We start from the raw sequence: 13,769 nt of genomic DNA, 5'->3' as shown, positions 1-13,769 counted from the left end.
GTACGCCATGCACCTCGACCACGACACGACCCTGCCGCACCACCACACCCCCAGCGCCGACGCACTGCGCCCCGACGGCAGCCGCCGCGCCCTGCGCATCGGCCTCGGCGGGCCCGTCGGATCCGGCAAGACCGCCACCGTCGCCGCCCTGTGCCGCGCCCTGCGCGACAGGCTGTCCATCGCGGTCGTCACCAACGACATCTACACCCGCGAGGACGCCGAATTCCTGCTCCGCGAAGCCGTGCTGCCGCCGGAGCGCATCACCGCCGTCGAGACCGGCGCCTGCCCGCACACCGCGATCCGCGATGACATCTCCGCCAACCTGGAAGCCGTCGAACAGCTGGAGGAGACACTGCTCCCACTGGATCTGATCCTCATCGAGTCGGGCGGCGACAACCTCACCGCCACCTTCTCCAAGGGCCTCGTCGACCACCAGGTGTTCGTCATCGACGTCTCCAGCGGTGACGACATCCCCCGCAAGGGCGGCCCCGGCATCACCACCGCCGACCTCCTCGTCATCAACAAGACCGACCTCGCCCCCTATGTCGGCGCCGACCTGGACACCATGGCCGCCGACGCCGACCGGCAGCGCGGCAGCCTCCCCGTGGTCTTCACCAGCCTCGCATCGGACGACGGCGTCCAGCCCGTCGCCGACTGGGTCAGCGGCTGCCTGTCCGCATGGCGCACCGAGGCCGCCGTATGACAGCCACTGCACCGCACCCCGGCCCCACGCCCACCCTGCCGCCCCCCGCGCCGACCGCTGCGGCAAGCGAGGTGGACAGCGGTCGGACAGACGAGAAGTACGTGGCCGGACGAGTGCACCTGACGGACCCCGCACATTCCGGGGTCCGGGCCACCGCCGTCATCAGGGCCGCCCGTGAAGGCTCCACCACGATCGTGCCGCTCATGCGCAACAGCGGCCCCTTCCACCTGCACCAGACGCAACCCCACAACGGGTGGGCCAGGGTCAGCGTGATCAGTTCCATGTGCGCACCCCTCGGCGGAGATCGGCTCGCCCTCGACATCACCGCCGAGGAGCACGCCAGGCTCGAGGTGACCACGCCGACCGCCACCATCGCGCTGCCCGGCGCCACAGCCGGTCCCGCCACCTACGACGTCCGACTCACCGTCGCCGACCACGCCATGCTGTCGTGGCTGCCCCAACCCCTGATCAGTGCCTCGAACAGCACCCTTCACCAGACCTGCACGGTCGACCTCGCACCCACCGCCGCCGTCCTGCTGCGCGAGGAGCAACTCCTGGGCCGTACCGCCGAACCCCCAGGGCACCTCACGACCCGCCTCACCGTGTACCGCGGCGGCCGCCCCGCCCTCGACCAGCACACCGCCTACGGTGGGACGGCACCGGCCTGGGACGGCCCCGCCGTGCTGGGCCGGCACCGCGCCGCCGGCCAGCTCCTCGTCGTGGACCCCCACCTCCCCACCGACCACCCGACGCTCCTCATCGGCGACGACCCCGAGAAGGGCCACGCCGTTCTCACCCCGCTCGCCCAGCACCCCGCCTACCTGGCCACCGCCACCGCCACCACCCTCCACCAGGTGAGCGAGCTCCTCGACACCGCACTCGAACACATCCGGAACATGTAGCCGGGACCGCCCGAGGCGCGGGTCCTGGTGGACGTCCGACGGAGCGTGCGAGGGGCCCACGAGCAGTTCTTCCCACTCGGCGGCTCCGTGCAAGGGATCACCCAGAACCCGGCTGAAGCGTTGCAGGGAGGGCGCCTGACAGGTGAAACACCTGGTCAGGCGCCCTCTTTTCGCGACTAGAAGAAGCCGAGCTTCTTCGGCGAGTACGAGACCAGGAGGTTCTTCGTCTGCTGGTAGTGCTCCAGCATCATCTTGTGGTTCTCCCGGCCGATGCCCGACTGCTTGTATCCGCCGAAGGCGGCGTGCGCCGGGTAGGCGTGGTAGCAGTTCGTCCAGACCCTGCCTGCCTTGATCGCCCGGCCCGCCCGGTAGGCGGTGTTCATGTCGCGGGTCCACACGCCCGCGCCGAGCCCGTACAGCGTGTCGTTCGCCGTCCTGATGCCCTCGTCGAAGTCCGAGAACGACGTCACGGCGACCACCGGGCCGAAGATCTCCTCCTGGAAGACCCGCATACGGTTGTCACCCTCGAAGATGGTCGGCTGGACGTAGTAGCCGCCCTCCAGCTCACCCCCGTGCTCGACGAGCTGACCACCGGTCAGGACTTTCGCGCCCTCCTGCTGTCCGATCTCGATGTACGAGAGGATCTTCTTCAGCTGCTCGGTGGAGGCCTGCGCGCCGATCATCGTGTCGGTGTCCAACGGGTGCCCGGGCACGATCTTCTCGGTACGGGCGATGCCCGCCTCGAGGAACTCGCCGTAGTGGCCGCGCTGGATCAGCGCCCGTGACGGGCAGGTGCACACCTCACCCTGGTTGAGGGCGAACATGGTGAAGCCCTCGAGGGCCTTGTCGCGGAAGTCGTCGTCCAGTGCCCACACGTCGTCGAAGAACAGGTTGGGCGACTTGCCGCCCAGCTCCAGCGTGACCGGCTTGAGGTTCTCCGAGGCGTACTGCATGATCAGGCGCCCCGTCGTCGTCTCGCCGGTGAACGCGATCTTCGCGACCCGAGGGCTGGAGGCGAGCGGCTTCCCCGCCTCCGCTCCGAAGCCGTTGAGGATGTTGACGACGCCGGGGGGAAGCAGATCCGCGACCAGGCTCATCCACACATGGATCGACGCGGGCGTCTGCTCCGCCGGCTTGAGGACCACCGCGTTCCCGGCTGCCAGCGCCGGGGCGAGTTTCCAGACGGCCATCAGGACGGGGAAGTTCCACGGAATGATCTGAGCCACCACACCCAGCGGCTCGTGGAAGTGGTACGCGACCGTGTCGTCGTCGATCTCGCTGAGCGAGCCCTCCTGCGCGCGCAGCGCACCCGCGAAGTACCGGAAGTGGTCGATGGCCAGCGGAATGTCCGCGGCCAGCGTCTCGCGCACCGGCTTGCCGTTCTCCCAGCTCTCGGCGACCGCCAGCTCCTCCAGATGCTCTTCCATGCGGTCGGCGATCCGGTTCAGTACGACCGCACGGTCACCCGCGGACGTGGCGCCCCAGGCGGGGGCCGCCGCGTGGGCCGCGTCGAGGGCGCGCTCCACGTCGTCCTCGGTGCCGCGGGCGATCTCCGTGAAGGGGCGGCCGTTGACGGGGCTCGGGTTCTCGAAGTACTGACCACGGGCCGGCGGGACATAGGCGCCGCCGATCCAGTGGTCGTAACGGGACTCGTACGAGACGATCGCGCCCTCGGTGCCCGGCGCAGCGTAACGGGTCATCTCTGTGGCCTCCCGGATCCGGTGCCGCCCGCCGTTGGACGGCCCTCGGTCGTGAGGCTAGGCAGCGCGACGTTGCAACCCCGTTGCACGGCCTGCCCGCCCCGGTGAACGGCCCTATGAGCGCTGCTCCGCGTCGAGTGCCTGAGCCCTCGCCAGTAGTGCCGCCCGCCGCTCCGGGGGCGCCGCCGCGGCGAGGGCCCGCCAGACCGGGAGGTCCTGCGCGCCCCACGGGCTGTACGCCCAGTCGGCGAGGAGCCCCGGATCGGCCCGCGCGATCAGCGCGGCCCGCAGCTGACCGGCGATCCGGCGTCGGAGGCGGCCGACCGCCGGTGCCTGCGAGCGCGGCAGCAGCGGACCCGCGTACGCGCCGAGGGCTGCCGCCACCGCGCCGGACTCCAGCCTGCGCGTGACGGTGTCGAAGTCGCTGTCCACCGGCGCGCCCAGCCGGTACGGACGCGAGCGCAGCAGCTCCGGCCCCAGAAGCCGCCGCAGCCGCGCGAGTTCGGCCCGCAGGGTCACCGGGGGGACGGACTCGTCCTCGTACAGCTCGATCAGCAGGGCGTCACCGCCGAGGCCCTCCGGATGGAGGGCCAGCGTCACCAGGATCTCGCTGTGCCGCCTGCTCAGCCGGATCCTCCGCCCGCCCAGCACCAGGAGCGCCTCGTCGCAACCGAGCGCGGAGAGCCGCGCCGATCCGTCGGCGGACCGTGGGGCGACAAGGGCGAGCTGGGACTCGGCGGCACGCGCCACAGCCTGTACGAACGCCAGGCTGTGCGGATGCGCGAGCCCGTCCCCGCCGGTGATGTCGACGGCACCGAGCACCCGGCCCGTGTGCGGGTCGTGCAGCGGGGCGGCCGCGCACGTCCACTGCTGGACCGGCCGGAGAAAGTGCTCGGCGGCGAACACCTGGACGGGACGGTCGATCGCGAGAGCCGTGCCGGGTGCGTTCGTCCCGGCCTCCGACTCGGCCCAGCGGGCGCCTTCCACGAAGTTCATCCGCTCCGCGCGCCGACGAGCCCGCGCATGCCCCTCGACCCAGAGGAGCCTGCCGTGGGCGTCGCAGACCGCCAGCAGATGTTCGCCGTCCATGGCGTAGGCGCCCATGAGTTCACGGATCACGGGCATGACGTGAGCCAGGCGATGTGCGTCCCGGTACGGTCCGAGTTCGTCCGCGCGGAGCTCGACCAGCGCTGCGCCGTCAGGGCTGACCCGCGCCCGGGCGGAGCGACGCCACGACTGGCCCACCACGGAGCGCACCGGCGTCTCCAGCCGCCCCTCGGAGGTGAACGCCTCGTGCGCCCGCCGCAGTTCACCGAGCCGGACGCCGGGGCGCGCGTTCGCGTCGGCGGCCGGAGCCACCCAGGGATCCGTCAACTCGCCCCTCCCGTCCGTGGCGCCGTACCTCCCCATCGTCGGGGCAACGGGCGCCCGCGACAACCCGCTGGGATGAGCGGCCACCCTCCCGCAGTTGAGCAGCTTTGGATAAGTTTTCGCCGGTCCCCCCGGCTAGCGTGATGCACATGTTCAACGCGATCACACACTCACAGATCTACGTCCTCGACCAGGACGAGGCCCTCGACTTCTACGTCGGCAAGCTCGGCATGGAGGTCAACGCCGACGTCGACATGGGCTTCATGCGCTGGCTGACCATCAGCGTCCCCGGCCATCCCGACCGCCAGGTCCTGCTGGAGAAGCCGGGCCCTCCGGCGATGTCCGAGGAGACGGCCGAACAGATCCGCGACCTGCTGACGAAGGGCGCGCTGGGCAGTGCGCTCATCCTCACCACGGACGACTGCCGCAAGACGTACGAGACGCTGCTGGCCCAGGGCGTGGAGTTCACCGACGAGCCGACGGAGCGCCCGTACGGCATCGACTGCGGCCTGCGCGATCCCTTCGGCAACCACCTCCGCTTCACCCAGCCGAAGGGCTGAGAAACAGAACAGGGCCCAGGGGCGGGGCACCCGGACGGGTCGCCGCCGCCCTGCTCCTCCTGCGTACAGGCCGGGCCGCGGAGGCGGTTCAGGCGCTCGGTCTTGTCCACGCCTTCGTGAAGCACGTCGGCACGTCCACGGCCGCCGCCTCCTTGCGGTACGTCCTGGGCGACCGGCCGACGATGTCGCGGAACGTGCGGCTGAACGTACCGGTGCTGCCGAAGCCGACCTCGTAACAGATGTCGGTGACACTGCGGTCAGTCTCCCGCAGCAGGAACATCGCCCGTTCGACCCGGCGCCGCTGCAGATAGCGGTGCGGCGTCTCACCGAAGGTGGCGCGGAACGTACGGGCGAAGTGGGCCGGGGAGACGTGGGCGATCCGGGCCAGGGCCGGCACGTCCAGCGGCTGCGCGTACGCACGGTCCATCGCGTCCCGCGCCCGGAGCATGCGGCGGTTGGTCTCTTCCACGGTGCGGCTCACGGCACCATCCCACCACAGGGCGGTCCGCTGCCGGGCGGCTCCGACCTCGCGGCCGAGCCTGACGGCCATCGAGGCTGATGCGGTGGTTCGCCGGAGCGGGGCCTCAGACCGCGACGGAGAGCAGGTCCACCACGAACACGAGTGTCGAGCCCGCCGGGATCAACGGCGTGGGCGACTGGTTGCCGTAGCCGAGGCGCGGGGGAACGATGATCTCCCGCCGGCCGCCGACCTTCATCCCCCTGACTCCGCGGTCCCAGCCCTTGATGACCTTGCCGCCGCCCACGGCGAACTTGAACGTCCGGCCCCGGTCCCAGGAGGCGTCGAACTCCCTTCCGGACGCGAAGGTGACCCCGACGTAATGAACCTGGACGACCCTGCCCGGCTTCGCCTCGGGCCCGTCCCCGACGACGAGGTCGCGGATGGTCAGCTCGGTGGGAGCGTCACCCTCCGGAAGGTCGATCTCGGGCTTCGTCGGTTCGCTCATCGCGGCCTCACTCGCTCGACGCCGGGGGTCCTCGGACGGACCAGCCAGGCGCACGGTCACTCCGTGCAGTAGATCATCTTGCCGGAGTGAGTGCTTCGGAGCCACGGTGGCCGGCCTCAGGCCGGCTTGCGCCACACGGAGATGTGCTTCGCGGAGTCCTCGGTGAACGGCGCCCCGTCCCAGTCCGCGACGCGACGTTCCCTCTCGAGTCCAGCGATCCTTGCCATCAGGTCGAGCTCCGACGGCCAGGTGTAGCGCTGGCGGGAGGCGCCGCGGCGGTAGCGGCCGTCGTCGCCGTCACGGGTGAAGTGGTGGGACACGAGAATCTGCTCGACGAGGTCGAAGGTGTCGAAGCCGAGATGCCGCTCGGAGACGTCGAACGGCACCGCGACCTGGCCGGGCGGCAGGAACCGCAGCGGGGGCACGGTCAGCTCGATGACGAATCGGCCGCCGGGCTCCAGATGACGTGCGGCGTTACGGAAGCACTCGACCTGCTCGTCCTGCGTGAGCAGGTTCGTGATGGTGTTGTAGACGAGATAGACCAGGGTGAACCCGCCGGGAACGACGGTGGTGGCCATGTCCCCGATGACCACCGGGAGCGTGTCCTCGTCGGCTTTGCGTCGCAACACCGCTGCCATGTGCTCGGACAGTTCGATGCCCACCACCGGCACGCCGCGCTCTCGGAGCGGGACGCCCACTCGGCCGGTCCCGATGGCGAACTCCAGCGCCCGTCCGTCTCCGGCGAGGTCGGCGAGGAAGTCGAGAGCGGGTCCGAGAAAGGCGGCCGAGGACCTCTCGGTCTCCTCGGCGTCGTAGCGGTCGGCGGTCGCACGGGTCCACAGCTCACTGCTCGTCACGGACGCCCACTCTGCCGCTCAAGGAGAGGCGCTGTCGACGCATTAAAGCCGCAGCGCGCACCCGCGGCCGTCTGGCCCGGTCGTTGGGAGGTAAGGGACAGGCATTACGCTCATTTCGGGCGCGCATTCGTCCGCAGCTTCGCAACGACCCTGCGCTGGTCCGCCGATGCCCCGGCGTGCTCCAGGATTGCGGCGGCGAGCGGGGTGAGGACCTGCGGGGGGAGGGCGTGGCCCATGCCCGGGATCTCGACCGTGCGCGCCCCGCGGATCACCTGGGCGAGATGCTGCGGGTGCGGGGGAGGGAAGACCGGTTCCGCCGGGGCCGAGATCACGAGCGTGGGCACGTCGGTCTTCGCCAGCTCCCCGGTGCGCAGCATGCCTGAGGTGTCCGCGCGGCCGTGCGCGGTGCCGGCGGCGTGGTGGCCGGTGTGCTCGATGATCCTCCGCTCCAGCTCGCGGGCGTTTTCCGCGTCGAACGGGAGCTGGTCGCCCGCCAGGGCCCGCCAGTGTGCGACGCGGGCGTCGAGCTCGCCCTCCGGGCCGCGCTCCTCGGCCGGGCGGGACCAGATCTCCAGCACGTGGGGTGCGATGCCGGGGAGTTCCTCGGGCGGGACGTGCGTTCCGTCCGGCCGCACGTACGGGCTGGTGCTGAGCGCGGACGTCCCGATCAGGGTCGCGCTCAGCAGGCGGTCCGGGTGGTCGGCGATGAGCAGCTGCGTGAGCATCCCGCCGAGGGACATGCCCACGACGTGGGCCCGGTCGGCGCCCAGGCCGTCCAGCACTGTGATCGCGTCTTCGGCGAGGTCGGTGACGGCGTACGGCTGCCGGTCGAAGGCCCAGGTGGACCGGCCGGTGTCCCGGTGGTCGTAGCGGATCACCCGATGGTGCGCGGCGAGTGCCTCCACCAGGTCCTCCGGCCAGCCGAGGCCGGATGTCTGGGCACCCATGATCAGCAGGAGCGGAGGGGTGTCGGCGGAGCCTCGCTCCTCGGCCCACAGGCGCACGCCGGGGGCCGCGTCGATGAAGCGGTGCTGGGACATGGTGCTCCTCCTGTCATGGGCGGCGTCAATAAGGCGATACGTATCGTCTCGTTGGTACACCGTAGCGCAGTCGCCGCCTCACCGGGGGCTGTCAGGGGCGCGGGTTCTCCCGCGTCCGGGCCTGGTGCCGACGGGCTTTGAGCCGGTTCCCGCAGGTTTTCATCGAGCACCACCGGGCCGAGTTGGCGCGACTCCGGTCCAGGAGGAACAGGTGGCACTCCGGGTTCTCGCACGGCCGCAGGCGGCCGGGCATGCGCTCCGCGACATCCGCCCACGTGAGCACGAGCTCCACCGCCAGTCGGCGCTGCGGCGGCACCTCCACGTGCCACTCGATGCCTGCCGTGCCGATCTGCGGGATCTTACGAACGCCCGTCAGGATCTGCTGCAGGCGGGATTCCGCCGGTGCGCCCGACGTCGCTTCCTGAAGTGCGTCCCGGGCGGCGCGCAGCCACCGGCGCTCCTCCTCGTCGCCGAGCCCTCCGTGTTCCCGTGCCCATCGTTCCATCTCCTGGTCATCGCGCCAGAGGTCCTGACGGCGGCCGTCCGCGACGGGAGTGCTGTTGAGGGCCTGCATCAGTGCCTCGTCGTCCACCATGGGCCCCGCCTTCTCGACTAACTCCATCAAGCCATTTGACAGGTTACCCGAAGGGCGGTCTACTGCTTGCCGAGAGATAACTGCCATGAGGGTGTGAAGGGGTTAGCGCTGTGGTCGAGATTCTCCACCGGTACGCGACGGTGCGGGGGCACCGTGTCTTCTACCGCGAGGCAGGGCCCCGTGAAGCGCCCACGCTCCTGCTCCTGCACGGGTTCCCCACCAGCTCACGCATGTTCCGTCACCTCATCCCGGCGCTGGCCGACCGCTTCCACGTCATCGCTCCGGACCACATCGGCTTCGGCAACTCCGATGCCCCACCGGTGGACGCGTTCACGTACACCTTCGACTCCCTGACCGACATCACCGAAGCCCTGCTGAACCAACTCGGCGTCACCCGCTACGCCATGTACGTCCAGGACTACGGGGCGCCCATCGGCTGGCGCCTGGCCCTGCGCTCCCCGGGCGCGATCACCGCGGTGATCACACAGAACGGCAACGCCTACGAGGACGGGTTCGTACCGGACTTCTGGAAGCCCGTGTGGGCGTACGGCGAGAACCCGGGCCCACTCACCGAACCCGCCGCCCGATCCGCCCTCTCACTCGAAGCCATCCGTCGGCAGTACCTCCACGGAGTCGAACGGCCCGAGTCGGTCGACCCCGACACCTGGGCCGCCGACCACCGCGAGGTCAGCCGGCCGGGCAACGACCTGGTACAGCTCGCCCTGTTCCGCGACTACGCCGGCAACCGGCTCCTCTACCCTCGGGTGCACGCCTACTTCCGGGAACACCAGGTTCCTCTGCTCGCGGTCTGGGGCGCGGGCGACGAGATCTTCGGCCCGGCCGGAGCGCGCGCCTTCACCAGGGACCTGCCGGACGCGGAGATCCACCTGATTCCCGGAGGCGGACACTTCCTCCTCGAAAGCCACCTGGACACGGTGTCCGCCTACATCCGCGGCTTCCTGACGGCACATCAGCCAGTACCAGGAAGTAGGCGGCAGGTGGAGGGCGCCGAAGCGGCCTGATCCTGTCCGTCAGCTCACAACGACGACTGCGCGCCCGGCAGGGGCTGTCCAGGAGCGGGTGCCGGTGATCTAATCGTCCGCGGCTTCGCCGGGGCGAGGGGCGGAAGGATGTGAGGTGCACCCGTGGACGGTGGACGCGGGTGCTGTTCTCGTCCAGTGACAGCGCCAGTGACAGCGCCAGCGGCAGCGCCAGTGACAGTGACAGTGACAAGGGGGAGGAACAGCCGGATGAAGAGACCCGTCGGGATAATAAGCGCCGCTGTCGTGTGTGCCCTGCTCGGTCTGCAGGCGGGCACCGGCAGCGCGAGCGCCGTGGTGGGCGAGGAAGGGCCGGCACCCGTCGCGTCCACTGCCGACGCCCGTGGCCGGACCGGGCTTCCGGCCGTCAGTTCCGTCGCGGCCCGGCCGGACGGCGGAACACGCGCGGTCAGCGCACAAGCCGGCGGCGGGAGCGCCCGCCACGACTACAACGGTGACGGCCGCAGTGACATGGCCGCCTGGTACGACTACGGCGACGGCCACGACGCGCTGCGCACCTTCCTCGCCGGCGCGGACGGAGGCTTCGCCGCGCCGGGGGTGGGCTGGGAGACGGGCGCAGGCACCTTCTCGGCCGACCGCATGAAGCACGTCACCGGTGACTTCAACGGCGACGGCATCGGAGACGTCGCCGCGTTCAACGGGTACGACGACGGACGGGTCACTCTCTTCACCTGGCTCGGCACGGGGAGCGGCACCTTCGCCGCTCCCTTCTCCTCCTGGACCGCCGCTCCCGGCAACTGGACCCTCGGAGCCATGACCGCCCAGGCCGGTGACCTCGACGGTGACGGCCGCGACGACATCGCCGTCTGGTACGACTACGGCAACGGCGACGACAAGCTCTTCACACTCCTGGCCGGCGCCGACGGCGGCTTCGGCGCCCACTTCTCGTCCTTCGAGCGCACCGATGCCGACGGATGGCACGTCGAGCGCATGAAGTTCGCCACCGGCGACTACAACGGTGACGGCCGTGACGATCTCGGCGTCCTGTACGGGTACGCCTCGGGCACCGTGACGACGATGGTCTTCACCGCCAAGCCGGGCGGTGGCTTCAACGAGCCGGTGCGCGGATGGGAGTCGACCGGCTGGACGTTCGGCCGCACGAGCCTGCACTCAGGTGACTTCGACGGCGACGGCCGTGACGACCTGGCCGCCTGGTACGACTACAGCGACGGGCACGATGCCCTGATCAGCTTCGAGCTCGACGCCGATGGCAGGTTCGGCAACCGGCGCGAGATCCTGAACATCGCGGCTGGCTCGTACAGCCGGTCCAGCATGAAGATCGTCACCGGTGACTACAACGGTGACGGCCGCGACGACCTCGCCACCCTCTACGGATACAGCGACGGCCGGGTGAAGACCATCACCTTCACCGCCAAAGCCGACGGCAGTCTCAACGGCTCCCTGCACAGCTGGGAGTCAGCCGCCGGCAACTGGACCTTCGGCAGGGTCCGCATGATCGAGGGCTACAACAGCCCCCGGGCCCTGCCCGTCTGCCCGACGGTCTACGGTCACGGCGGCTACCCCACCGGGGCGAACGCCTGGGAGCGGGACCAGGTGCGGGCGCCGAACCACCCGAAGGGACTCGCGCAGCAGAAGAGCTGGGGAGCGGGCGGTGTGGAGGCCGATCTCCAGCTGACCAGGGACGGCACCAAGGGCGTGATGTGGCACAACACCACGACCAGAGGGCTGAGCGGGACCGGCGCCGCCATCACGGACCTCTGGTGGGCCACGGGTGCCGACCAGCTCAAGGGCCGCACGATCACCCGCGGCCCGTACGCCGGCGAGACCGTGTACACCTTCCGGGAATGGCTCGACAGTGCCAGGTCCCAGCAGATGGCAGTCCTCGTCGAACTGAAGGGCGAGACCAGGCAGTCCTTGCTCAGCAGCGACGCGTCCATACGCGAGACCGCGTGGAACGAAGTCGTCGCGCCGATCTCGGAGCGTGCCTCCGCCCAGAAGATCATGATCTACACGCATGACACCGCGCTGCGACCCGAGCTCGAGCGGCGCATCGAGGCGGCAGGGCTCGGTGCCACGCTCAAGGGTCACCCCGCCTGGGTCGACACGGTCGACTGGGAGGAACCCGCTCCGAGCGCCTCCGGCAACTACGCCTCGTGGCAGGACAAGTTGGCCCGGTACGGCTCTCCGGTCACCTCGGTGCCGATGGCCACCACATGGACGAAGGAATTCACGTCCTGGCTGAACGGAAAGTGCGTCTGACGCACACTCCGCCGGTGTGGGGTGGGCAGCGCCGCCCAACCCCACACCTTCGGTGGACCGGCGCGTGCCCGCCCCTACTGCGCGGCGGTCATCCACAGTTCGACGTCGGAGACGATCAGACGCCCCGGCCGCTGGGTGGCGCTGTCGGGGACGACGGCTCGTACCAACGGCCGGTCGCCCTTCTCCACGGTCACCTTCGTGCCGTCGAACTTCGGCGACTCGGCGCTGATCACCGTCCGCAGCTCGGACTCCAGCCTGTCGGCCGCCGCGTCGTCCTTCACGACGAAGCAGAGGACCTCGGTGTTCTCGGCCGCGGACTCCGCCTGCTGGCCCAGAGCCGCCAGGGGCACCGGGTTGGAGGAGCTGAGCGGGTTGAAGTCCGCGCGGTAGACATCACCCAGGCACTCGGCAGCCCGGCGGAAGTCCTTGTTGTCCGCCAGGGAGGATCCCTCCTCGGGGTCGACCGCGGCCATGGGGTCGGAGTCCCGGGTGGAGTAGGAGATCTCGTCCTCCGAGACCTCGAGTGCCGCTCCCGTGCCGCCGGGGTGCGCCCAGACCTCCCGGCCGTCCTTCTCGCTCTGCGTATAGCCCTCGGACTTCAGTGACTCGGTGATCGCCGACGCGTCGAACGACCCCGACCAGTGCCCGGCCTCGCTGGTGTCGATCGCGGTGTCGATCCCGGTGACCTCGAACCGCTGCCCCAGAAGACCGGGCTCGTACGGATCGAGCAGGGGACTGGCCGGCTGCGAGACGTGGGTGAACCGCTTCTCGTCGTCCTTGCTCAACTCCCGTACGCGGGAGGCGTCGAGGAAGGTCACCTCCTTCGTGCCGCTGTCGTCGGCGAGGCTTCCGAGTGCTGTGAGCAGCTGGGAGCCGTCGTCGTCGGAGGGACCGGAGGAGGAGCAACCAGTGATCGCTGCGAGAAGGACAGTGACGAGAGCGGTGGCGCCGGCGGCCGGCCCGCGTGCTGGTATACGCATGATCAGGCAGCGTATACCGATGCCCGGCGAGGGTACACGTGCGACGAAATGGGCCTGCGGCCCGTGGTCCGGCGGGCCGGGAGCCCGTCCCCGCGGGTGCGGAATCCCGCAGAGGCACGGGGACCGACCGTGCCGCGACCACGCGCGAAGGAGTCCGATCATGGCCCTGGTGCAGCTCGACCTTCCCGACCCGATGGCGTTGCGAGGGCGCTGGGCTGCTCTCGCCGCCGTGCAGGCCGCCTCGGGGCACGGCGAGCGGTGCCGGGCGCTCTGGCCGCTGTGGCACTACGACGACGGGCACGGCAGCTGGGCCGACCTGCACCACCTCGACGAGGGCCGTGCGGTGCTGCTCGGACAGGACCGGAACGACTCCGAGACCTTCTACGCCGAGGCGTCCGACTTCTTCGAGGAGAAGGAGACCGATCTGCTGGCCGGTGCGCCCGAGTGGTGGGAGCCGCCTGTCCGCCGGGTCCGCGACGCGGAGCTCTTCCTCGGCTTCGTGTACGGCTTCGACGGCAGCGCCTGGTACCGCGCCGCGTACGAACTCGACGACGGGTTCAGGAGCGTGGGGCTGCCCGTGCTGGCCGCAGCCCTGACCCGGGGGAAAATCGTCGCCACCGCCCGGCGCATGCCTGACTCCGAGGGGGGCCGGCCGCCCTACGAGGCGATCGACGCGCTGATCGCCGCCGACGGGGAGGTCGACGCCGGCCTGGTGGCCGCTGTCGTCCCCTCCACGGACCGGGACGCCGAGGCCGGGGCGGCGGCGGCGCGGGCGTTCCTCGCGTTCTGACCGGCATGCCCGGCCGGGCGCGCCC

The 13,769-nt window shown here is 70.5% G+C and carries 14 protein-coding genes; 6 read left to right on the top strand and 8 right to left on the bottom strand.

All coding sequences use genetic code 11. The features are described from left to right. The first annotated feature begins 7 nt into the window (after positions 1–7). Both ureG and AB0P41_RS04525 read left to right on the top strand, forming a co-directional pair. Positions 8–703, top strand: coding sequence for an urease accessory protein UreG (gene ureG / locus AB0P41_RS04530; protein WP_365930032.1), 696 nt, complete (start codon positions 8–10; stop codon positions 701–703). Beyond that, positions 700–1,605, top strand: a complete 906-nt coding sequence (locus AB0P41_RS04525; protein WP_365930030.1) for an urease accessory protein UreD — start codon at positions 700–702, stop codon at positions 1,603–1,605. The genes ureG and AB0P41_RS04525 overlap by 4 nt, the downstream gene beginning before the upstream one ends. 176 nt (positions 1,606–1,781) lie before the next feature. On the opposite strand, the gene AB0P41_RS04520 is transcribed toward AB0P41_RS04525, so the two are convergent. Together AB0P41_RS04520 and AB0P41_RS04515 are read right to left on the bottom strand one after the other, a co-directional pair. Next, positions 1,782–3,305: an aldehyde dehydrogenase family protein gene (locus tag AB0P41_RS04520; RefSeq protein WP_365930028.1), complete on the bottom strand. Its 1,524-nt coding sequence runs from the start codon at positions 3,303–3,305 to the stop codon at positions 1,782–1,784. A gap of 114 nt (positions 3,306–3,419) precedes the next feature. Next, positions 3,420–4,679, bottom strand: a complete 1,260-nt coding sequence (locus AB0P41_RS04515; RefSeq protein ID WP_365930026.1) for a GAF domain-containing protein — start codon at positions 4,677–4,679, stop codon at positions 3,420–3,422. A 146-nt stretch (positions 4,680–4,825) separates the two neighbouring features. Between AB0P41_RS04515 and AB0P41_RS04510 the strand changes: the two genes are divergently transcribed. After that, complete coding sequence (locus AB0P41_RS04510) at positions 4,826–5,236, top strand: VOC family protein (RefSeq protein ID WP_356713247.1); 411 nt, start codon at positions 4,826–4,828, stop codon at positions 5,234–5,236. An 88-nt stretch (positions 5,237–5,324) separates the two neighbouring features. Here the strand turns inward: AB0P41_RS04510 and AB0P41_RS04505 are convergent, their stop codons facing one another. The 5 genes from AB0P41_RS04505 to AB0P41_RS04485 form a co-directional block, all read right to left on the bottom strand. Continuing rightward, a complete protein-coding gene (locus tag AB0P41_RS04505) occupies positions 5,325–5,684 on the bottom strand; it encodes an AraC family transcriptional regulator (protein ID WP_356713502.1) in 360 nt (119 codons plus the stop codon). A 136-nt stretch (positions 5,685–5,820) separates the two neighbouring features. After that, positions 5,821–6,201 (bottom strand): FKBP-type peptidyl-prolyl cis-trans isomerase, encoded by a 381-nt coding sequence (locus tag AB0P41_RS04500; RefSeq protein WP_356713245.1) that lies wholly within the window; start codon positions 6,199–6,201, stop codon positions 5,821–5,823. A gap of 116 nt (positions 6,202–6,317) precedes the next feature. Further along, positions 6,318–7,058 carry a class I SAM-dependent methyltransferase gene (locus AB0P41_RS04495; protein ID WP_356713243.1) on the bottom strand — a complete coding sequence of 247 codons (741 nt, stop codon included), beginning with the start codon at positions 7,056–7,058 and terminating at the stop codon, positions 6,318–6,320. Positions 7,059–7,168: 110 nt separating this feature from the next. Further along, positions 7,169–8,098, bottom strand: coding sequence for an alpha/beta hydrolase (locus tag AB0P41_RS04490; protein ID WP_365930023.1), 930 nt, complete (start codon positions 8,096–8,098; stop codon positions 7,169–7,171). Between the two features lie 91 nt (positions 8,099–8,189). Then, positions 8,190–8,720 (bottom strand): CGNR zinc finger domain-containing protein, encoded by a 531-nt coding sequence (locus tag AB0P41_RS04485; RefSeq protein ID WP_365930021.1) that lies wholly within the window; start codon positions 8,718–8,720, stop codon positions 8,190–8,192. Positions 8,721–8,803: 83 nt separating this feature from the next. Between AB0P41_RS04485 and AB0P41_RS04480 the strand changes: the two genes are divergently transcribed. Continuing rightward, positions 8,804–9,715: an alpha/beta hydrolase gene (locus tag AB0P41_RS04480; protein WP_365930019.1), complete on the top strand. Its 912-nt coding sequence runs from the start codon at positions 8,804–8,806 to the stop codon at positions 9,713–9,715. A 228-nt stretch (positions 9,716–9,943) separates the two neighbouring features. Next, entirely contained in the window at positions 9,944–11,974 is a 2,031-nt protein-coding gene (locus tag AB0P41_RS04475; protein ID WP_365930017.1) for an FG-GAP-like repeat-containing protein, read from the top strand. Between the two features lie 74 nt (positions 11,975–12,048). Here the strand turns inward: AB0P41_RS04475 and AB0P41_RS04470 are convergent, their stop codons facing one another. Then, positions 12,049–12,954, bottom strand: a complete 906-nt coding sequence (locus AB0P41_RS04470; RefSeq protein WP_365930015.1) for a hypothetical protein — start codon at positions 12,952–12,954, stop codon at positions 12,049–12,051. A 160-nt stretch (positions 12,955–13,114) separates the two neighbouring features. Between AB0P41_RS04470 and AB0P41_RS04465 the strand changes: the two genes are divergently transcribed. Further along, positions 13,115–13,744, top strand: a complete 630-nt coding sequence (locus AB0P41_RS04465; RefSeq protein WP_356713231.1) for a proteophosphoglycan 5 — start codon at positions 13,115–13,117, stop codon at positions 13,742–13,744. Positions 13,745–13,769: the final 25 nt, after the last annotated feature.

The organism is Streptomyces sp. NPDC079167, assembly GCF_040686735.1.
Classification (GTDB): Bacteria; Actinomycetota; Actinomycetes; order Streptomycetales; family Streptomycetaceae; genus Streptomyces.
The sequence above is the reverse complement of the archived record's forward strand: the minus strand, read 5'-3'. Positions and strand labels throughout refer to the sequence as shown.